Raw genomic sequence first — 20,336 nt, forward strand, 5'->3', positions numbered from 1 at the left:
GCTATATGGACAGAACTGAGACAAAATATTTACCTTGAAACAATCACTGACAGGCGGGTGATTCACGACGGAGAAGCGAATTCATCATAAAACTAGACACCCTCCCCTAGGATTAGACCAAGCTTTTCTATCAGAAATACTGAATGCGAGCAGAAAAGGAAGAGATTATCCCAGTAAAAAGCGTTATCTACAATCCGGTTTTACCCAGGCTGACGGTCAAAAAAATCTTGTAATCACTCTCAGAGTGAGCCTCACCAGAACTCAATCAGCTTGGGGCTGCCTGTTTGGTGAGACGGGGCCGAGAGCAAAAGCGGTGCCTCCCCTTCGTAAGACAGCGAGCCGTCGTTGCTACAATAGATCCCTTGTAGACTCGGCGAAGCACCCACGCCGCAAAGACGTCTGCGCGCTGAGCATTAACCGACCTGATCAAAACAGATTTGCCACTCCCAACGTGACAAGACATCGCTACTTAATACCTGCTTTCGCCATATACGCCAGGTACGAGAGGCAGGTATAAGTCACCAATGTTGAGAGCATGCCATCGAACACACCTGTGGCCACCAATGCTGCCACCGGAAGCAAAACACCAATATTCAGGATTGCCACCATCCAGGTTACTCGCTGGTGCCCCCATCGGATAGCGGCTTTTTGATATCCGTGACTACGATGTGCTTGATACAACTTCTCGCCTTGTACCAAGCGCCGGATCAGCGTCCAGGTGGCGTCAACAATAAAAACACCGAGGAGAACGAGCCAACTCCAAAACAACTCGATCGAAATATGCGCTGCCTGTAGCGCTATTCCACCTAGAACTATTCCGATAAACCCACTTCCCGCATCACCCATAAAGATCCGCGCACGTGGAAAGTTCCAGTACATGAACCCTGCCACTGCAGTCGCCAGAATCAAGGGTGCCCAAATCAGTTCAACATGCCCGAGGCACCAATAAATCAGACACATCCCCACGCAGGCACTGATAGCTTCGATACTCGCCAAACCATCAATTCCGTCCATGAAGTTGTATAGATTCAGCATCCAGACAAGATATACCACCGCCAAAGTATTACCGAACCAGCTCAAATCTACCGTAAACCCCAGAAAACCGATCGGCGGCAAACCGCTTAGCCAGTAGAGCATCCATGCAGCGGCAGTGAAATGTCCAAGCAGTCGCCACCTTGCGGCGATATGTCCATGATCATCAGCAAATCCAATGATGGCCACGAACAGGCCTGCGCCAAATACCCCGTAAAAAACAGAGTGGCTCAACAAATCAAGCCCGCTGATAACAGGTAGAGCCAATAGAAAGGAGATCACAATGGCGACTCCCCCTCCACGTGGCGTTGGTATCGTGTGGGAACTGCGCTCGTTGGGAATATCCATCAAACTCTTCGCCAGCGCATAACGACGCAAGAAAAAAGTCAGCCCCCAGGACATTACAAATACCAGGAGTAAAAACCACCAACTTTTCATTTCGTCTGTTTTTCCAAAAAATGGCTAGCGGTCCGACGCATGGCGACATGCATATTCACCGGGGGCACCCATGCCAGTAATTCTCGATTTTTGGCGATATCAAGTTGCAATGAACTACAAAGCCTCTGGACAACCGCTTGTTTGCCCAAGATGAACGCTGCCAGTTTCAATAACTGTTCCGGTATCGGCAGGAGCCGAACGCGTTTACCTAGTGCATTAGATAACTGCTGCAACAATTGTGTCGTCGACAGGTCCTGCCCATCACTGACCAGAAATCTCTGATTAACCGCGCGAGGATGATCAATACAAGTGATGACAAAACTAACCAGATTGCCAATCGCCACAAGACTTCGCTGATTTCGAATTGCGCCCAACGGTAGCGGGATTCCCGTATTTGCCAAACTCAGCAAACTCAAAAAATTGGCTTTTACGCCGGGACCATAAACGAGTGGAGGACGGATGATCACAACCTCCATTCCTGTGCTCTGGCCAATTTGCATTAGGGCCTCTTCCGCTTCGAACTTGGATATTGCGTAAGGATCCAGTGGTCTCGGTTGATCATCGGCCGTGAAAGGCTGCCCAACAATTGTGCTCTCGCCATTAACCTTGATTGAGCTTATGAAAATGAAGCGCTTAACGCCCGATTGCACAGCATGCCTTGCAAGCCTAAGGGTCCCTTCAACGTTGACCTTTCGAAATTCGGTCAAGGCATCCACGCACGTTTCATTCATGACATGAACGCGGGCTGCAGCATGAATAACTACCTGAACGTCGCCAAGATCTGGCAGTACGGTGTGTCTCAAGTCAAAAGTTATCGCTGGACATAATCCGTGCAATCGGCTGGCACCACGAACAGCCGCAATTGGCGAAAACTTCTTATCAACCAACAATCTTAACACCACGGCCTCACCAACAAAGCCGCCCGCCCCTGTCACTAATACCTTGGGGGCAGTCATTTGGTTTTCCGTCCTATCAAGGCAGTCATCCAGCAGACAAAAAAGAAAAAAACTTTATCGCGCAAACGACGCCGACAACGCCAGGCGCTGAAGGAGAGCGTCAACAACTGGAGACGACGAAAGCTCAACCATGTCCTTACAAAGGAATCACTGCCAAGGCCGACTAACCGAGCTATCAATCGAACCTGATTAAACCACCAACCGTCATGAATGGTTCTGTAGCGGGCAATCAACGAGCTCAACCCCTTGTTGGCCCCCACCTGGTTACGCTCATGCTGGCGATAATCCATAGACGGGACTGGGTCTATGTACCAGCGAAAGCCTTTGCTCCGAGCAAACGCATAACAGTACCAATCATGCAGACTCACATTTTGCAATAGCTGCCAATGCGACAGCATCGAAGCCTTCAGGGTATCGACAAGTTTTCTGCTCATTACATAGGTGCAGCCCGGTCCCGCCGCCTCGAACAAAAAATCCCATTCGACCTGAGGCTGTGCCTTGTCCAGCAAGTGAGTACTGCCATCCGGCCAGAAGGCCGTCACGTTACTCGAATAGGCGTCTGCACAATGCGCCTCGATTGCTTGAAGGGCGCGCTGGAGCTTGTTCGAGTGCCAGACATCATCCTGGTCTGCAAAAGCGACGAAGTCAAAACCGTCAAAGTCTACATCACGAATGAGGCGAAAGAAGTTACGAGAAGCACCGCCAAAAACGCCGGCGGCCGGCAGCACAATAACACTTGGGTGTTCAGCACAAATAGCGCAGCACAGAGCTTCAGTGCCATCGGAGGAAGGATCGATACTGATGTAGACCGTCAACTCAACTGCCGACTGGCGAAGGATCGAGGCCAACTGCTCTTCGATCCACTCCTCACCATTGTAGGCCGCCAGTAAAACCGCGACCTTGGGATAATTTACTGGCATGCCATTCCTGCTTGAGCCGATTGAGCGCTACTGTTCGAACGACAGAATATTCAAATCAGTGAGAAGGCGAGTCCAGAAGCTTTTGCAAGTACTGACCGTACCCCGTCTTCTTCAGCGCATCGGCTTGCGCACCCAATTGCTGAGCAGTGATCCAGCGGTTGTGATAGGCAATTTCTTCCAGGCAAGCGACTTTCAAGCCCTGACGATGTTCGATGGTATGCACGAAGTGACTGGCTTCCAGCAGGGAGTCATGTGTACCGGTGTCCAGCCACGCAAAACCACGGCCCAACATCTCAACGTTAAGGGTTTTGCGCTCAAGGTAAGCACGGTTGACGTCGGTGATTTCCAGCTCACCACGTGCAGAAGGCTTGATGTTCTTGGCGATTTCAACGACGTCGTTATCGTAGAAATACAAGCCGGTTACAGCATAGTTCGACTTGGGCTTCAGCGGTTTTTCTTCAATGCTCAACGCCCGGCCATCTTTATCGAACTCGACAACACCAAAACGCTCCGGATCAGACACGTGATATCCAAATACCGTCGCCCCCTGAAGCTGTGAGCTGGCAGAGCGCAAATTATCCGAAAAGTGCTGACCGTAGAAAATGTTATCGCCAAGAATCAGGCAGCAGGGATCATTGCCGATAAACTCTTCGCCGATGATAAACGCCTGAGCCAGACCATCCGGGCTAGGCTGTTCAGCGTAGGTCAGCTTGATACCGTAAAGACTGCCATCACCCAGTAACTTGCGGAACAAGGGCAAGTCTTCCGGCGTTGAAATGATCAGGATTTCACGCATACCGGCTAGCATCAGCACCGACAGCGGATAAAAAATCATCGGCTTGTCGTAGATAGGCAGCATTTGCTTGGAAACGCCAAGCGTTAACGGATGCAGGCGCGTACCCGACCCACCGGCAAGAATGATGCCTTTACGATTTGTCGTGTTCATTTATTCAGAACTTCCCTAAGCATTCGGGTTACACCACTTTGCCAATCCGGCAAGTGTAGAGAAAAATTGTCACGCAGTTTCTGGGTATTCAAGCGTGAATTCAGAGGCCTGCACGCAGGTGTCGGGTACGCGCTCGTATCGATCGGATCAATTGCGCGTACGGCGAGCGGTTCGCCATTGGCCTGAGCAAAGGCAATCACGTGACTTGCGTATCCGTGCCATGACACTTCGCCGCCAGCCGCCAAGTGATATAGCCCAAAAAGCTCTGGATGCTGCAGAGTCTGGCGAATAGCCAACGCTGTGACATCGGCAATCAAGTCCGCACCGGTAGGTGCTCCGACCTGGTCGGCGATCACCCTCAAAGTGTCGCGATCTTTTGCAAGGCGCAGCATGGTCTTGGCGAAGTTGTTGCCACGAGCGCCATAGACCCAGCTTGTGCGGAAAATCAGATGCTTGCAGCCCGATGCCGTAATGAACTGCTCACCGGCAAGTTTGGTTGCACCGTACTGATTGACCGGTGCCACGCTATCCGTTTCCTGCCAAGGTTCGGAGCCTTGGCCACTAAAAACGTAATCGGTAGAGTAGTGAACCAGCAAAGCACCGAGGGTCACTGCCTCTTCAGCCATGACACGACTTGCCTGAGCATTTACGCGCTCAGCCAATTCGACTTCGGACTCGGCCTTGTCGACGGCGGTGTACGCCGCCGCATTTACAATGACATCAGGCTTGATTCGCAGGATCGTCGAGCGAAGGCCATCGAGATCCGAAAGATCGCCACACAAACCATCGACCGAATGACGATCCAGCGCTATTAATTCACCAAGAGGAGCCAGAGAGCGCTGCAGCTCCCACCCAACCTGTCCTGCCTTACCCAACAGAAGGATTTTCATGCTTTACTCGAACGATCCGAGTAGTTCTGGTCAATCCACTGCTGATAGCTACCACTTTTCACATGCTCGACCCAGACAGTGTTACCCAAGTACCACTCGACTGTCTTGCGAATGCCGGTTTCAAACGTTTCTTCGGGCGCCCAACCTAACTCGCGCTGGATTTTGCTGGCATCAATAGCATATCGCTGGTCGTGTCCAGGACGATCCTGCACATAGGTGATCAGACTGGCATGCGGACGGTGCGCCGAGTCAGGACGCAGCTCATCAAGCAGCGCACAAAGGGTATGCACCACTTCAATATTTTGCTTTTCGTTATGACCACCAATGTTGTAGGTCTCGCCGATCACGCCTTCGGTAACGACTTTATACAACGCACGCGCATGATCCTCGACATACAGCCAGTCGCGAACCTGATCGCCTTTTCCATATACCGGCAGCGGCTTGCCTTCCAGCGCGTTGAGGATAATCAGCGGTATCAGCTTTTCAGGGAAGTGGTATGGGCCATAGTTGTTCGAGCAGTTTGTAACCAATGTCGGCAACCCATACGTACGGGCCCAAGCGCGAACCAAATGATCAGAACTGGCCTTGCTGGCGGAGTACGGCGAGCTTGGCTGATAAGGCGTGGTTTCAGTGAACAGATCTTCCGGACCCTCAAGGTCTCCGTAAACCTCGTCAGTCGAAATGTGGTGAAAGCGGAAGTTGTCTTTACGCGTACCATCCAGGGCAGCCCAATAGTGGCGTGCAGCCTCAAGCAAAGTGTAAGTGCCAATGATGTTGGTCTGGATGAACTCCGAAGGCCCGGAGATAGAACGGTCTACGTGGGATTCGGCAGCAAGGTGCATGATTGCGTCCGGCTGATGCTCGCGCAAAACACGATCCACCTGCTCACGGTCACAGATATCAACACGCTCGAACGAGTAACGGGAGTTCTGGCTTACCTGCGCCAAGGATTCCAGGTTACCGGCGTAAGTCAGCTTATCGACGTTAACGACAGAATCGGTGGTGTTTGAGACGATGTGACGGATGACTGCCGAGCCTATGAACCCGGCACCGCCGGTAACTAGAATTTTCACGCGAAACCATACCCTTGAGCTGCGGACGGCACCATCAACGAGCACCGTCTAATCCATGAATGCAGAAGCCATCAAATCCGAGGCCTCCGTCAGAGTCAGTCTGAATCGAACGTGCAATCAAGGCACTGTCGAACAAGGGCTGTATTTTACAGCTTAACGAACGTTTTACTAATGGATAAAGAAAAGCAAAGGGGCAAATTCGACGTATGCCCCGCACCTGTCGTTTTCAGACAAGACGTTTGCGCCCTGCTCTGGACGAGCGCCCCAGAAACCAGCCAACCATCGGCCCAATCAGCATACCGAAGAGCAATGCCAGAACCACAACAAGCGAAACCGGCAATTGCGGCCCGGACAAACCTAGAAACAATAACGATACCGGCTGCTGATTTTCGAGCACAAACGCGAGAATCACCAAAACCAATAAAAGAATAAAAACGCCAAGAAATATGCGCTTGAGGTTACGCATGAATAACACCTTGAGAGATCGTGACTATCAAACCCCCTCCTCCTCTTCCTCATTCACCCGATCACGCAGCTCTTTACCCGGCTTGAAATGCGGAACGAATTTACCGTCAAGGCTGACAGACTGGCCAGTCTTTGGATTGCGGCCAACACGAGGCGCGCGGTAATGCAGGGAGAAGCTGCCAAACCCACGGATCTCGATACGATCACCTGTGGCCAGGCACTGGGACATTTGTTCAAGCATGGTCTTGATGGCCAGCTCTACATCCTTGGATGAGAGCAGCCCTTGATGGGTGACAATTCGTTCGATCAACTCCGACTTCGTCATATTTTTCCCTTCTTTTTCAAGCAGCTAGATCAGCGCTTGAAAGGTTTTAGCACGCCCGGAAGATTTTGAACAGCCCAGGGATTGACATATCTTCCACCGCGTCGAAACGCCCGTTTTCAGGGCATCACAGCAACAAACAGGGCACGACATACTCAACGACATATCACCAGCATGGTACGTGTCACATAGCCCGCAGGGTTGAAGCCAAAAGGAAACTCATCTTCATCCTTGGCATCATCTGATCGCGTGATCACTTTGTACCCCGCGCCCTTGCACTCCTTTGCCGCGCGCTTCTGGCATTTCTCCCAGCCAGAGCCCAACCCGGAGCAATCGACCTCTATACCACTGACACCACGCACAGCATGGGTCTTGGCACTGGTCGTACAGCCAGCCAGAACCAGTACAGCCATGAGGACAATAAACTTGTTCATCCACTTCCTTATGCCAGGCAGCTGCCCGACGACTACACGCTTAAGACCAAGCTTAGTCGTGAATAGGCGATTGATCCGATTAAAGAAACAGACCGCCCGGAAGCAAGATTGGTTTCACCAGAATCCTCACACAAACCACGAAGCACTAAATCGCAGGCACAAAAAAGGGCGACCGAAGTCGCCCTTTTTCATGATCAAGCAGAACTTAGTTCTGTTTGGCCATTGCTTGACGCAGCAGTGCCGCCATAGTGGTGTCAGCTGCTTCGCCTTCCGGAGCTGCTTTCAGGCTCTGGATAGCTTCTTTCTCTTCAGCATCGTCTTTCGATTTGATCGACAGCTGGATTACGCGGCTCTTGCGATCAACGCTGATGATCTTGGCTTCTACTTCCTGGCCTTCTTTCAGAACGTTGCGCGCATCTTCAACGCGGTCACGGCTGATTTCGGAGGCTTTCAGAGTCGCTTCGATATCGTCGGCCAGAACGATGATGGCGCCTTTGGCGTCAACTTCTTTCACGGTGCCAGTAACGATTGCGCCTTTGTCGTTAACCGAGACGTACTCGGAGAACGGATCGCTTTCCAGTTGCTTGATACCCAGGGAGATACGCTCGCGCTCTGGGTCAACCGACAGGATAACGGTGTCCAGCTCGTCGCCCTTCTTGAAACGACGAACAGCTTCTTCGCCCACTTCGTTCCAGGAGATGTCGGACAGGTGAACCAGACCGTCGATGCCGCCGTCCAGACCAATGAAGATACCGAAATCGGTGATCGACTTGATGGTGCCGGAGATTTTATCGCCCTTGTTGAACTGACCAGAGAAATCTTCCCATGGGTTAGATTTGCACTGCTTGATGCCCAGGGAGATACGACGACGCTCTTCGTCGATGTCCAGAACCATAACTTCCACTTCGTCGCCGACTTGTACGACTTTCGAAGGGTGGATGTTCTTGTTGGTCCAGTCCATTTCCGAAACGTGCACCAGACCTTCAACGCCTTCTTCCAGCTCAGCGAAGCAGCCGTAGTCGGTCAGGTTGGTTACACGAGCGGTAACGCGAGTGCTTTCTGGGTAACGGGCTTTGATAGCAACCCATGGATCTTCGCCCAGTTGCTTCAGGCCCAGGGAAACACGGTTGCGTTCGCGATCGTATTTCAGAACCTTGACGTCGATTTCGTCACCAACGTTGACGATCTCGGAAGGATGCTTGATGCGCTTCCAGGCCATGTCGGTGATGTGCAGCAGGCCGTCCACGCCACCCAGATCGACGAATGCGCCGTAATCGGTGAGGTTTTTGACGATACCTTTGACTTGCTGGCCTTCCTGCAGGGATTCCAGCAGAGCTTCACGCTCGGCGGAGTTCTCGGCTTCCAGGACGCTGCGACGGGAAACGACAACGTTGTTGCGCTTCTGGTCCAGCTTGATGACCTTGAATTCCAGCTCTTTGCCTTCCAGGTGCGTGGTGTCGCGCACTGGACGGACGTCAACCAGGGAACCTGGCAGGAACGCACGGATGCCGTTAACGTCGACAGTGAAGCCGCCTTTAACCTTACCGTTGATAACGCCCTTGACCACTTCCTCAGCTGCGAATGCTGCTTCCAGAACGATCCAGCACTCAGCGCGCTTGGCTTTTTCACGGGACAGCTTGGTTTCACCGAAACCGTCTTCAACCGAGTCCAGAGCAACGTGAACTTCGTCACCGACATTGATAGTCAGATCGCCAGCGTCGTTGTAGAACTGCTCAAGCGGGATGAGTGCTTCAGACTTCAGGCCAGCGTGAACGGTTACCCAGCGAGCCTGGTAATCGATATCAACGATAACACCGGTGATGATGGAGCCTGCCTGAAGGTTCAGGGTTTTTAGGCTTTCTTCAAAGAGTTCCGCAAAGCTTTCGCTCATTTTAATTCCTGTAAATGAGGGCGAAGGATACGCCCATCTCCACACCCCAGACGGTGTGGGTTAGTTTCATATAGAAGAAGCGCCGCAGGACTATGACTGGTCCCCTGTGGCCTTCTTGGTCACCCGGCGATATCGCGAATGGCGATCTCGCTCATGATGCGTTCAAGCACCTGATCGATGGACAACTCCGTGGAATCCAGCTGTATGGCGTCAGCCGCCGGCTTAAGCGGGGCTACCGCTCGCTGGGTGTCACGCTCGTCGCGTGCACGGATCTCATCTAGCAGACTCGACAGACTAACACCCTCGACTTTGCCCTTCAACTGCAAATATCGACGGCGCGCCCTCTCCTCGGCACTGGCGGTCAGGAAAATCTTCAGCGGCGCATCCGGAAAAACCACCGTTCCCATGTCGCGACCATCGGCCACCAGGCCCGGCGCTTCCTGGAATGCGCGCTGGCGCTGCAGCAGCGCCTCGCGCACGGCCGGCAGTGCGGCCACTTGCGAAGCGCCGGAGCCGACGCTTTCGGTGCGAATGACATCGCTGACTTCGTCACCTTCCAGAATGATCCGTTGCAACTGACCATCGGTCGCCGCAATGAACTGAACATCCAGATGAGCGGCGAGTTTCTTCAGCAGCTCTTCATTGGTCAGGTCGACACCATGGTTGTGCGCAGCAAACGCCAGCAGGCGATAAAGCGCACCGGAGTCCAGCAGATTCCAGCCCAGACGCTTGGCCAGAATCCCGGCTACGGTGCCCTTGCCCGAGCCGCTTGGCCCATCAATGGTGATGACCGGTGCAATGTTCTTCACGACTGAGCCTCTTGTGCCACACGAATACCGACCTGCCCGCACAGCGCGAGGAAGTTCGGGAACGACGTCGCGACGTTGGCGCAATCATGGATGCGGATCGGTGCGGTGGCGCGCAGGGAGGCCACGCTGAATGCCATTGCAATACGGTGATCGCCATGACCATGCACTTCGCCGCCGCCGATCTGGCCGCCGTCGATGATGATGCCGTCCGGGGTTGGCTGGCATTTCACGCCCAGCGCCAACAGACCGTCCGCCATCACCTGGATACGATCCGATTCCTTGACCCGCAGCTCTTCAGCGCCAGTCAGCACGGTACGCCCTTCGGCACAGGCCGCAGCGACGAACAGCACCGGGAATTCGTCGATGGCCAGCGGAACCAGCTCTTCGGGAATCTCGATACCTTTGAGTTTAGCTGCCCGCACGCGCAGGTCAGCCACAGGCTCGCCGCCGACTTCACGCTGATTTTCCAGAGTGATGTCCGCACCCATCAGGCGCAGGATGTCGATCACGCCGGTACGAGTCGGGTTGATGCCGACGTGCTCGAGCACCAGCTCCGAACCTTCGGCGATCGAGGCCGCTACGAGGAAGAATGCCGAGGAGGAGATATCACCTGGCACTTCAATGTGGGTCGCGGTCAGCTTGCCGCCAGACTCAACCGAAGCCGTGGCGCCATCCACATTTACCGGGTAGCCGAAACCACGCAGCATGCGCTCGGTGTGGTCGCGAGTCGGAGCCGGCTCGGTCACAGTGGTCTTGCCTTCAGCGTACAGACCGGCGAGCAACAGGCAGGATTTCACCTGGGCACTGGCCATCGGCATGGTGTAGGTCAGGCCTTTGAGTTTGTGACCGCCACGAATGGTCATCGGTGGACGACCTTCAGCAGCAGTTTCAATCACCGCGCCCATTTCACGCAGTGGATTGGCTACGCGATTCATCGGGCGCTTCGAAAGCGACGCATCACCCGTCAAAACACTGTCGAAGTTCTGCGCGGCCAGCAAACCGGACAGCAGACGCATCGAGGTACCGGAATTGCCCAGATAGATCGGGCCCGGTGCCGGCTTCAGGCCATGCAGGCCGACACCGTGGATGGTCACGCGGCCGTGATGCGGGCCTTCGATGACCACGCCCATGTCGCGGAATGCCTGCAAGGTCGCCAGGGCGTCTTCGCCTTCAAGGAAGCCTTCGACTTCAGTGACGCCTTCGGCCAGCGAGCCGAGCATGATCGAGCGGTGGGAAATCGATTTGTCACCCGGTACGCGAATCCGACCGGACAGGCGGCCACCAGGTTGAGCCAGGAAGATCAGATCGTTGGAATTCATAGCGTCCACATAGGCCCTGCGGGCCAGGATTTTACTGAAATGCTCGCGGGCAACCCGGGCGCGAGTGAAAACGCCCAACAATTGGTGCCCATCCCCTGCATCGACCGCGTCGCGCAAGGCGTCGAGGTCGCTGCGAAATGTATCGAGAGTGCGCAGGACAGCCTCGCGGTTGGCGAGGAAGATGTCGTGCCACATCACCGGGTCGCTTCCGGCGATTCTTGTGAAATCGCGGAAACCGCCCGCAGCGTAACGGAAGATCTCAAGATTTTCATTGCGCTTGGCCAACGAGTCGACCAGACCAAAGGCCAGCAGGTGCGGCAAATGACTGGTCGCAGCCAGCACTTCATCGTGACGCTCGACCTGCATGTGCTCGACGTCGGCGCCCAATTCGCGCCACAGACGATCAACCACCGCCAACGCGGCCGGGTCGGTTTGCTCAAGCGGCGTGAGGATCACTTTGTGGCGACGGAACAGTTCGGCATTGGAGGCTTCCACCCCGCTCTGCTCGGAGCCGGCAATCGGATGGCCCGGCACGAAACGCGGCGGCATGGCGCCAAACGCTTCGGTGGCTGCGCGCACGACATTGCCTTTGGCGCTGCCGACATCAGTCAGAATCGCCTGCCCCAGATCCATGCCCGCCAGACGCGCGAGCACTTTTTCCATGGCCAGAATCGGCACCGCCAACTGAATTACGTCAGCGCCCTGACAGGCCACCACCAGATCATCTTCACAACGATCGACCACACCCAACTCGACCGCCAGCTTGCGCGATTGCGGATCGAGATCGACCCCGACCACTTCGCGGCAGATGCCACTTTCACGCAAGCCTTTGGCAAACGAACCACCGATCAACCCCAGACCGACCACCACAAGGCGACCGATCATAGGTGCAGCAGATTGCAGTGCAGTGACATCACCCACGAGCCAGAACCTTGCGCAGCGCTTCGAGGAAGCGGCTGTTTTCCGCCGGCAGACCGATGGTCACCCGCAGGTGGTTCGGCATGCCGTAGTTGGCCACCGGACGCACGATCACGCCTTCGCGCAGCAAGCCCTGAAACACCGGGGCCGCGACTTGAGCAAGATCGACGCAGATGAAGTTGCCTTTGGATTCGATCCAGCTCAAGCCCAACTCACGGAAACCGGCCTGCAACTGCTGCATGCCCGCCTCGTTGAGTTGACGGCTTTGCGCCAGATATTCCTCATCCTTCAGCGCCGCACAGGCTGCCGCGAGGGCGAGGCTGTTGACGTTGAATGGCTGGCGAACACGGTTCAGCACATCAGCCACAACCGGGGTCGACAGGCCGTAGCCAACGCGCAATGCCGCCAGACCATAGGCCTTGGAGAAGGTGCGCGAGACCAGCAGATTCGGGTAAGCGGCGAGGAAATCCAGTCCGTCCGGCAGATCGCTGCCTTCGGCGTATTCGATGTACGCCTCGTCGAGCACCACCAACACGTGCTCCGGAACATCCCGCAGGAACTCGTCCAGCGCTTCCGCGCCGAACCAGGTGCCGGTCGGGTTGTTCGGATTGGCGATGAACACCACGCGGGTATTGGCATCGATGGCCGCGAGCATCGCCGGCAGGTCGTGCCCCCAATCCTTGGCCGGCACTACTTTGGCTTGCGCGCCAACTGCCTGAGTGGCGATCGGGTACACAGCGAACGCGTGCTCACTGAACACCGCATTCAGGCCCGGCGCCAGATAGGCGCGCGCAACCAGTTCAAGAATGTCGTTGGAGCCGTTGCCCAGCGTGACCTGGTTCAGGTCGACACGGCATTGCTCGGCCAGCAGCGATTTCAGCGCGAAACCGTTGCCGTCCGGATAACGAGTCAGCTCGGCCAGCTCTTCGCGGATTGCCGCCAAGGCTTTCGGGCTGGCACCCAACGGGTTTTCGTTGCTCGCCAGTTTGACGATTTTTGCCGGATCCAGATCCAGCTCGCGCGCCAGTTCGTCTACAGGCTTGCCCGGAACGTACGGCGAAAGTTGTTGCACGCCCGGCTGTGCCAGAGCGAGGAAGTTGCCACTCATTTGCTACCGCCCCTTAGAGAACTGCTTTCGGGTAGGAACCCAGCACTTTGAGTGCTACTGCTTCCTGACTGATCTTTTCCAGCACACCCTTGATCAACGGATCACGGTGGTGGCCGACAAAGTCGATGAAGAACACGTAGGTCCATTTGCCGCTGCGCGACGGACGCGTTTCGATACGGGTCAGGTCGATCCCGTTGTCGTGGAACGGCACCAGCAGCTCGTGGAGCGCGCCAGGCTTGTTGCTCATCGACACGATGATCGAAGTCTTGTCGTCGCCGGTTGGCGGCACTTCCTGATTACCGATCATCAGGAAGCGCGTCGAGTTGTCCGGACGGTCTTCGATCTTCTCGGCCAGACGGGTCAGGCCGTACAGCCCTGCCGCCATGTCACCGGCGATCGCCGCCGAGTTCCACTCGCCTTTAACCCGCTTGGCCGCTTCGGCATTGCTGGAAACCGCCACGCGCTCGACATTCGGGTAATGCGCGTCCAGCCACTTGCGGCACTGAGCCAGCGACTGCGCGTGGGAGTAGATGCGACTGATGCTGTCGGTCTTGGTGTTTTCACCGACCAACAGGTGATGGTGAATACGCAGCTCGACTTCGCCACAGATCACCATGTCGTGTTCGAGGAAGCTGTCCAGCGTGTGGTTGACCGCGCCTTCGGTGGAGTTTTCCACCGGCACCACACCAAAATTCACCGCACCAGCCGCCACTTCACGGAACACTTCGTCGATCGCCGCCATTGGCTTGCTGATCACCGCATGACCGAAGTGCTTCATGGCCGCCGCTTGAGTGAAGGTGCCTTCAGGGCCGAGGTAAGCCACTTTCAGCGGCTGCTCCAGTGCCAGGCACGACGACATGATTTCGCGGAACAACCGCGCCATCTCTTCGTTGCCCAGCGGCCCCTGATTGCGCTCCATCACGCGTTTGAGCACCTGAGCTTCGCGCTCAGGACGATAGAACACCGGCACTTCGCCTTCGGCCAGCGAGGCCATCTTTACTCGCGCGACTTCCTGGGCGCAACGCGCACGCTCACTGATCAGCTCCATGACTTTGGTGTCCAGAGCGTCAATGCGAACGCGCAGTGCCTTGAGTTCTTGCTCGGACATCAGCCGTGTTCCTTCTCGAATTCAGCCATGTACGCCACCAGCGCATTAACCGCGGTGATGTCGACGGCGTTGTAGATGGAGGCGCGCATGCCGCCCACGGAGCGGTGGCCCTTCAGATTGAGCAGGCCGCGCTCTTCGGCGCCAACGAGGAACGGCTTGTCCAGACGATCGTCAGCCAGACGGAACGGCACGTTCATCCACGAGCGATCCGACTTGTTGATCGGGTTGCTGTAGAGGCCGCTGGCGTCGATGAAGTCGTACAGTGTGCGCTGCTTGACGTCATTCAGTTTGGCGATGGCTTCAACGCCGCCCTGCTCTTTCAGCCACTGGAACACCAGGCCGGACAGATACCAGGCCAGGGTCGGCGGGGTGTTGTACATCGAGCCGTTATCCGCCGCGACTTTATAGTCGAGCATGGTCGGGCACAGCGCGCGCGCCTTGCCCAGCAAGTCTTCGCGGATGATGTTGACGACGATGCCGCTCGGGCCGATGTTTTTCTGCGCGCCGGCGTAGATCATGCCGAAACGCGAGATGTCGACTGGACGCGACAGAATATCCGAAGACATGTCAGCTACCAGCGGCACGTCGCCGGTTTCCGGGATCCACTGGAATTCCAGACCGCCGATGGTTTCGTTCGGCGCGTAGTGAACGTAAGCAGCGTCTTTCGACAGCTTCCACTCGTTCTGGCCCGGGATGGCGAAATAGTCGTAAGGCTTGGCGGTAGCGGCAACGTTGACGTGACCGTAGCGCGAAGCTTCTTCGATGGCCTTCTGCGACCAGATACCGGTATCGATGTAGTCGGCAGAACCGCCTTCAGGCAGCAGGTTCAGTGGGATCTGCGCGAATTGCTGGCTGGCGCCGCCTTGCAGAAACAGCACTTTGTAGTTCGACGGGATATTCAGCAGGTCACGCAGATCCTGCTCGGCCTGAGTGGCAATGGACACGAACTCATCACTGCGATGGCTCATTTCCATGACCGACAGACCCTTGCCGTGCCAATCAAGGAGTTCACCCTGGGCACGTTGCAGGACAGCTTCAGGAAGCGCCGCAGGACCGGCGCAGAAGTTAAAGGCTCGCTTGCTCACATCCAATCTCGCTCTGATTTGATATCACGCATTAAATCGTATCGACCGTCGACACAGGAACAGCGATGAAGCGCTTTCCAGTGTAGGAGTGAACCTGCTCGCGATAGCGGTGTATCAGATAAACATTCGCTGACTGACACACCGCTATCGCGAGCAGGCTCACTCCTACAGGGGAATCTCCTTGCCTGACGAAATTTCACACCGGACAAATAACAAGGGGGCGAATTTTCATCCGCCCCCTCGTTTGTCCGCTTATTCTTGCGGTTCTTCGTCTGCTGCGGCGTCGAGTTGCTGGTCTTCACCGGCATCGTCGTTTACGACAGTGCCTTCGAATTCCTCGCCCTCTTCACCTTCAAGCTCTTCACCTTCGATTTCCGAAGGCTCCTGAACCCGCTCCAGCCCGACCAGGGTTTCATCTTTGGCCAGCTTGATCAGCGTGACACCTTGAGTGTTACGACCCAGGCTCGACACTTCGTCGACACGGGTACGCACCAGAGTGCCCTGATCGGAGATCAGCATGATTTCTTCACCGTCCTGCACCTGAACCGCGCCGACCAGACGACCGTTACGCTCGTTGCTGACCATGGCGATCACGCCCTGACCGCCACGCTTGTATTCAGGGAACTCGGTGATCGCCGTGCGCTTGCCGTAGCCGCGCTCGGAAGCGGTGAGGATTTCGCTGCCTTCTTCCGGAATCAGCATGGAGATCAGCTTCTGCCCTTCCGGCAGACGCATACCACGCACACCGCGGGCGGTACGGCCCATGGCGCGAACTTCGGATTCCTTGAAGCGCGTCACTTTGCCGCCGTCGGAGAACAGCATGATTTCCTGCTCGCCATCGGTGATGGCGGCGGAGATCAGGATGTCGCCTTCGTCCAGTTCCAGCGCGATCAGGCCGACGCTGCGCTGACGGCTGAAGGCCACCAGCGGAGTCTTCTTCACGGTACCGTTGGCGGTCGACATGAAGATGAACGGGGCCTTCTTGCGGTCGGCAGCCTTGATGCGAGCGCGACGCTCTTCATCAGTCTCGTTGCTGTTTTCGATCTCTTCTACATCAGCCTCGGCGCCTTCGGCTTCTTCTTCATCAGCCTGACGCTTCATGGCTTCGAGATCGACCGGCAGCATGGTGGTGATGTATTCGCCTTCGCTCAATGGCAGAAGGTTGACCAGCGGACGACCACGGGCAGCGCGGGACGCTTCCGGGATCTCGTAGGTCTTGAGCCAGTACACCTTGCCCTTGCTGGAGAACAGCAGCAGCGTGGTGTGACTGTTGGCGACCAGCAGGTGAGCGATGTAGTCCTCATCCTTGACGCCGGTGGCCGACTTGCCTTTACCGCCACGACGCTGAGCCTGGTACGCAGCCAATGGCTGAGTCTTGGCATAGCCACCGTGGGAAATGGTCACGACGCGCTCTTCTTCCGGGATCATGTCACCCAGGGTCAGGTCGAGACGGGCATCAAGAATCTCGGTGCGACGCACGTCGCCGTATTCGGCGCGGATCACTTCCAGCTCTTCGCGGATCACTTCCATCAGGCGCACAGCGCTGTTGAGAATGCGGATCAGCTCACCGATCTGGTTGAGGATCTCTTGATACTCGGCCAGCAGTTTTTCGTGTTCCAGGCCGGTCAGACGGTGCAGACGCAGTTCCAGAATGGCTTGTGCCTGTTCTGGCGACAAAAAGTACTTGCCTTCGCGCAGACCGTATTGCGGATCGAGGTTTTCCGGACGGCACGAATCGGCACCGGCACGCTCAACCATCGCCACCACCGCCGAGGATTCCCACGGCGTGCTGATCAGCGCTTCTTTCGCTTCCGACGGGGTCGGCGAGGCTTTGATCAGGGCGATGACCGGGTCGATGTTCGACAGGGCAACGGCCTGGCCTTCGAGAATGTGGCCACGCTCACGCGCCTTGCGCAGTTCGAACACGGTACGGCGGGTGACGACTTCGCGACGGTGACGGACGAAGGCTTCCAGCAGATCCTTGAGGTTCAGGATGCGTGGACGGCCGTCGATCAGCGCAACGATGTTGATGCCGAAAACCGATTGCAGCTGGGTCTGGGCGTAGAGATTGTTGAGGATGACCTCAGGCACTTCGCCGCGACGCAGTTCGATCACGACGCGCATACCGTCCTTGTCGGACTCGTCGCGCAGTTCGGTGATGCCTTCGAGCTTCTTCTCTTTGACCAGCTCGGCGATCTTCTCGATCAGACGCGCCTTGTTCAGCTGGTAAGGGAGTTCGGTGATAACGATCTGCTGACGACCACCGACCTTGTCGATGTCTTCAATGATCGAACGAGCGCGCATGTAAATACGCCCGCGACCGGTGCGGTAGGCTTCGATGATGCCGGCGCGACCATTGATGATCGCGGCGGTCGGGAAGTCCGGACCGGGGATGTACTGCATCAGTTCATCGACGGTCAGCTCAGGGTTGTCGATGAGTGCCAGGCAACCGTCGATGACTTCACCGAGGTTGTGCGGCGGAATGTTGGTCGCCATGCCCACGGCGATACCGCTGGAACCGTTGACCAGCAGGTTGGGAATACGGGTCGGCATGACCGCCGGGATCATTTCGGTGCCGTCGTAGTTCGGCACCCAGTCCACGGTTTCTTTGTGCAGGTCAGCCAACAGTTCGTGCGCCAGCTTGGTCATGCGCACTTCGGTGTATCGCATGGCCGCAGCGTTGTCGCCGTCGACCGAACCGAAGTTGCCCTGACCGTCTACCAGCAGGTAGCGCAGGGAGAAAGGCTGAGCCATACGAACGATGGTGTCGTACACCGCGGTATCACCGTGCGGGTGATACTTACCGATCACGTCGCCGACAACACGGGCAGATTTCTTGTACGGCTTGTTGAAGTCGTTGCCCAGCTCGCTCATCGCGAACAGTACGCGACGGTGCACGGGCTTGAGGCCATCGCGCGCATCCGGCAGTGCACGGCCGACGATCACGCTCATCGCGTAGTCGAGGTAGGACTGTTTCAGCTCGTCTTCGATATTGACCGGGAGGATTTCTTTGGCCAGTTCGCCCATGAGAAGCCTGATTCCTTTTTCTGGTGAAACTTCGTCATATCCATGTGGGAGCAACGAAGCTCGTCGGGGCAGGCCGAGTGCCATGCGCCGACTTACGACAAATCAACATTGGATCGCGGATTTGCGCAGTAAAGACAGCTCCGTGGAGCTGCCTCGGAAAACGCCGGATGTTATCACAAAGGCCGCCACGCACCTATCCCCCTGATGCGCATGGAGCATAGTTAGTTGACCGGTGACAGGCTTAACGGGGACGAGAGAGGCTCAGAGCTTCTTTGAATGCAGAAATGGGGTTCGGTTTAGCGATGTTTATTGACGTTTAGGGCCCTTTCGCGAGCAGGCTCGCTCCCACATTGCTTCGTGGTGATCACAAAACCTGTGGGAGCGAGCCTGCTCGCGAAGAAGACAACGCAGACATCAAGCCAATCAGTGCAGGCGTTTGCGGCACATCAACTGGGCCATTTTCGCGGTATCCGGACGCTCGACGATGCCCTTCTCGGTAACGATCGCGTCGATCAGGTCCGCCGGGGTCACGTCAAACACCGGGTTGAACGCCTCAACGTCCGCGCCGACACGCTTGCCGCCAACTTCCAGCAACTCGGCGCCGTCACGTTCCTCGATCGGGATATCGTCACCGCTGGCCAGATTCATGTCGATGGTCGAACTCGGCGCCACCACCATAAAGCGCACACCGTGGTGCATGGCGTTGACCGCCAGTTGATAGGTGCCGATCTTGTTCGCCACGTCACCGTTGGCGGTGATGCGGTCAGCGCCGACGATCACCCAGGTCACGCCTTTGGTTTTCATGATGTGTGCAGCGGCGGAATCGGCATTCAGCGTCACCGGGATGCCCTCATTGGCCAGCTCCCACGCAGTCAGGCGTGAACCCTGCAACCATGGGCGGGTTTCGTCGGCGTAAACGCGCTCGACCATGCCTTCCAGATAAGCCGCACGAATCACCCCCAGCGCCGTGCCGAAACCGCCAGTGGCCAGCGCGCCAGTATTGCAGTGGGTCAGAATCGCCTGGGCATTGCCCTGATGCTTGCGGATCAGATCAACGCCGAGCTGGGCCATGGTCAGGTTGGCTTCGCGGTCGCTTTCATGAATGGCAATGGCTTCAGCTTCCAGCGCCGCCAGCGGATCGGCGTTTTCCTTCAGGCGGTCGAGGCGATCGTGCATGCGCCCCAGGGCCCAGAACAGATTGACCGCCGTCGGACGAGAATCCGCCAGCAAGGCGAAATCCTCTTCCAGCGCCGCATACCAGTCGCCACCTTCAGCGATTCGCGCACGCGCCGCGAGGACGATGCCATAAGCGGCACTGATGCCGATGGCCGGTGCGCCACGCACCACCATCGAGCGAATCGCTTCAGCCACGCCAGCGGCGCTGGTGTAGGCGATCCAGGTTTCCTCGAACGGCAAAATACGCTGATCCAGCAGGTGCAGCGCGCCGTCTCGCCAATCGATGGCCTTCACTTTCTCCGCAGCCAACAGTCGATCGCGCATCCCACACCCCGCACTCATGAACAAAAGCCGCCGATTATAGCGATCCCCCCGCGAAGACGCTCGGGTATACTTCGCCATCCTTTACAAAAGCACTG

17 protein-coding genes are annotated in these 20,336 nt (G+C 56.4%); all 17 read right to left on the reverse strand.

What is annotated here, in order from left to right; genetic code table 11:
• Window positions 1-465: 465 nt before the first annotated feature.
• The 17 genes from AC5SEM_RS17325 to mtnA all read right to left on the reverse strand — a co-directional run bounded on the left by AC5SEM_RS17325 (window position 466) and on the right by mtnA (window position 20,241).
• A complete protein-coding gene (locus tag AC5SEM_RS17325; protein ID WP_495470913.1) occupies window positions 466-1,470 on the reverse strand; it encodes an MraY family glycosyltransferase in 1,005 nt (334 codons plus the stop codon).
• Window positions 1,467-2,426 carry a UDP-glucose 4-epimerase family protein gene (locus AC5SEM_RS17330; RefSeq protein WP_495470914.1) on the reverse strand — a complete coding sequence of 320 codons (960 nt, stop codon included), beginning with the start codon at window positions 2,424-2,426 and terminating at the stop codon, window positions 1,467-1,469. The genes AC5SEM_RS17325 and AC5SEM_RS17330 overlap by 4 nt, the downstream gene beginning before the upstream one ends.
• Window positions 2,423-3,346, reverse strand: coding sequence for a glycosyltransferase (locus AC5SEM_RS17335; RefSeq protein WP_495470915.1), 924 nt, complete (start codon window positions 3,344-3,346; stop codon window positions 2,423-2,425). The genes AC5SEM_RS17330 and AC5SEM_RS17335 overlap by 4 nt, the downstream gene beginning before the upstream one ends.
• A gap of 55 nt (window positions 3,347-3,401) precedes the next feature.
• A complete protein-coding gene (rfbA, locus tag AC5SEM_RS17340) occupies window positions 3,402-4,292 on the reverse strand; it encodes a glucose-1-phosphate thymidylyltransferase RfbA (protein WP_116030496.1) in 891 nt (296 codons plus the stop codon).
• On the reverse strand, window positions 4,289-5,182 hold the full coding sequence (gene rfbD / locus AC5SEM_RS17345; protein WP_116030495.1) for a dTDP-4-dehydrorhamnose reductase: 894 nt from the start codon (window positions 5,180-5,182) through the stop codon (window positions 4,289-4,291). The genes rfbA and rfbD overlap by 4 nt, the downstream gene beginning before the upstream one ends.
• On the reverse strand, window positions 5,179-6,255 hold the full coding sequence (rfbB, locus tag AC5SEM_RS17350; RefSeq protein ID WP_177412575.1) for a dTDP-glucose 4,6-dehydratase: 1,077 nt from the start codon (window positions 6,253-6,255) through the stop codon (window positions 5,179-5,181). The genes rfbD and rfbB overlap by 4 nt, the downstream gene beginning before the upstream one ends.
• Window positions 6,256-6,481: 226 nt before the next feature.
• Window positions 6,482-6,721, reverse strand: coding sequence for a lipopolysaccharide assembly protein LapA domain-containing protein (locus tag AC5SEM_RS17355; protein WP_116030493.1), 240 nt, complete (start codon window positions 6,719-6,721; stop codon window positions 6,482-6,484).
• 27 nt (window positions 6,722-6,748) lie between these two features.
• Window positions 6,749-7,045, reverse strand: coding sequence for an integration host factor subunit beta (gene ihfB, locus AC5SEM_RS17360; RefSeq protein ID WP_003189779.1), 297 nt, complete (start codon window positions 7,043-7,045; stop codon window positions 6,749-6,751).
• Between the two features lie 152 nt (window positions 7,046-7,197).
• A complete protein-coding gene (locus AC5SEM_RS17365) occupies window positions 7,198-7,476 on the reverse strand; it encodes a hypothetical protein (protein ID WP_007908433.1) in 279 nt (92 codons plus the stop codon).
• A gap of 205 nt (window positions 7,477-7,681) precedes the next feature.
• Window positions 7,682-9,367, reverse strand: a complete 1,686-nt coding sequence (gene rpsA, locus AC5SEM_RS17370) for a 30S ribosomal protein S1 (RefSeq protein ID WP_007963626.1) — start codon at window positions 9,365-9,367, stop codon at window positions 7,682-7,684.
• 119 nt (window positions 9,368-9,486) lie between these two features.
• Entirely contained in the window at window positions 9,487-10,176 is a 690-nt protein-coding gene (gene cmk, locus AC5SEM_RS17375; RefSeq protein WP_015093983.1) for a (d)CMP kinase, read from the reverse strand.
• Complete coding sequence (locus AC5SEM_RS17380; protein WP_495473476.1) at window positions 10,173-12,380, reverse strand: bifunctional prephenate dehydrogenase/3-phosphoshikimate 1-carboxyvinyltransferase; 2,208 nt, start codon at window positions 12,378-12,380, stop codon at window positions 10,173-10,175. Before AC5SEM_RS17380 ends, cmk begins: the two co-directional genes overlap by 4 nt.
• A gap of 28 nt (window positions 12,381-12,408) precedes the next feature.
• Window positions 12,409-13,521 (reverse strand): histidinol-phosphate transaminase, encoded by a 1,113-nt coding sequence (gene hisC, locus AC5SEM_RS17385; RefSeq protein WP_495470916.1) that lies wholly within the window; start codon window positions 13,519-13,521, stop codon window positions 12,409-12,411.
• Between the two features lie 13 nt (window positions 13,522-13,534).
• Entirely contained in the window at window positions 13,535-14,629 is a 1,095-nt protein-coding gene (gene pheA / locus AC5SEM_RS17390) for a prephenate dehydratase (RefSeq protein WP_007908404.1), read from the reverse strand.
• Window positions 14,629-15,714, reverse strand: a complete 1,086-nt coding sequence (gene serC, locus AC5SEM_RS17395; RefSeq protein WP_116030491.1) for a 3-phosphoserine/phosphohydroxythreonine transaminase — start codon at window positions 15,712-15,714, stop codon at window positions 14,629-14,631. Before serC ends, pheA begins: the two co-directional genes overlap by 1 nt.
• A 252-nt stretch (window positions 15,715-15,966) precedes the next feature.
• Window positions 15,967-18,741 (reverse strand): DNA gyrase subunit A, encoded by a 2,775-nt coding sequence (gyrA, locus tag AC5SEM_RS17400; protein ID WP_212621332.1) that lies wholly within the window; start codon window positions 18,739-18,741, stop codon window positions 15,967-15,969.
• Window positions 18,742-19,164: 423 nt separating this feature from the next.
• A complete protein-coding gene (mtnA, locus tag AC5SEM_RS17405) occupies window positions 19,165-20,241 on the reverse strand; it encodes an S-methyl-5-thioribose-1-phosphate isomerase (RefSeq protein ID WP_025113083.1) in 1,077 nt (358 codons plus the stop codon).
• Window positions 20,242-20,336 lie beyond the last annotated feature (95 nt).

Source organism: Pseudomonas sp. CH61 (assembly GCF_059429415.1).

What these genes read in the sequence shown, in the direction of transcription:
- AC5SEM_RS17325 (WP_495470913.1), bottom strand. Translation starts at nt 1,470, where the DNA reads ATGAAAAGTTGGTGGTTTTTACTCCTGGTATTTGTAATGTCCTGGGGG.
- AC5SEM_RS17330 (WP_495470914.1), bottom strand. Translation starts at nt 2,426, where the DNA reads ATGACTGCCCCCAAGGTATTAGTGACAGGGGCGGGCGGCTTTGTTGGT.
- AC5SEM_RS17335 (WP_495470915.1), bottom strand. Translation starts at nt 3,346, where the DNA reads ATGCCAGTAAATTATCCCAAGGTCGCGGTTTTACTGGCGGCCTACAAT.
- rfbA (WP_116030496.1), bottom strand. Translation starts at nt 4,292, where the DNA reads ATGAACACGACAAATCGTAAAGGCATCATTCTTGCCGGTGGGTCGGGT.
- rfbD (WP_116030495.1), bottom strand. Translation starts at nt 5,182, where the DNA reads ATGAAAATCCTTCTGTTGGGTAAGGCAGGACAGGTTGGGTGGGAGCTG.
- AC5SEM_RS17355 (WP_116030493.1), bottom strand. Translation starts at nt 6,721, where the DNA reads ATGCGTAACCTCAAGCGCATATTTCTTGGCGTTTTTATTCTTTTATTG.
- ihfB (WP_003189779.1), bottom strand. Translation starts at nt 7,045, where the DNA reads ATGACGAAGTCGGAGTTGATCGAACGAATTGTCACCCATCAAGGGCTG.
- AC5SEM_RS17365 (WP_007908433.1), bottom strand. Translation starts at nt 7,476, where the DNA reads ATGAACAAGTTTATTGTCCTCATGGCTGTACTGGTTCTGGCTGGCTGT.
- rpsA (WP_007963626.1), bottom strand. Translation starts at nt 9,367, where the DNA reads ATGAGCGAAAGCTTTGCGGAACTCTTTGAAGAAAGCCTAAAAACCCTG.
- AC5SEM_RS17380 (WP_495473476.1), bottom strand. Translation starts at nt 12,380, where the DNA reads ATGATCGGTCGCCTTGTGGTGGTCGGTCTGGGGTTGATCGGTGGTTCG.
- hisC (WP_495470916.1), bottom strand. Translation starts at nt 13,521, where the DNA reads ATGAGTGGCAACTTCCTCGCTCTGGCACAGCCGGGCGTGCAACAACTT.
- pheA (WP_007908404.1), bottom strand. Translation starts at nt 14,629, where the DNA reads ATGTCCGAGCAAGAACTCAAGGCACTGCGCGTTCGCATTGACGCTCTG.
- gyrA (WP_212621332.1), bottom strand. Translation starts at nt 18,741, where the DNA reads ATGGGCGAACTGGCCAAAGAAATCCTCCCGGTCAATATCGAAGACGAG.
- mtnA (WP_025113083.1), bottom strand. Translation starts at nt 20,241, where the DNA reads ATGCGCGATCGACTGTTGGCTGCGGAGAAAGTGAAGGCCATCGATTGG.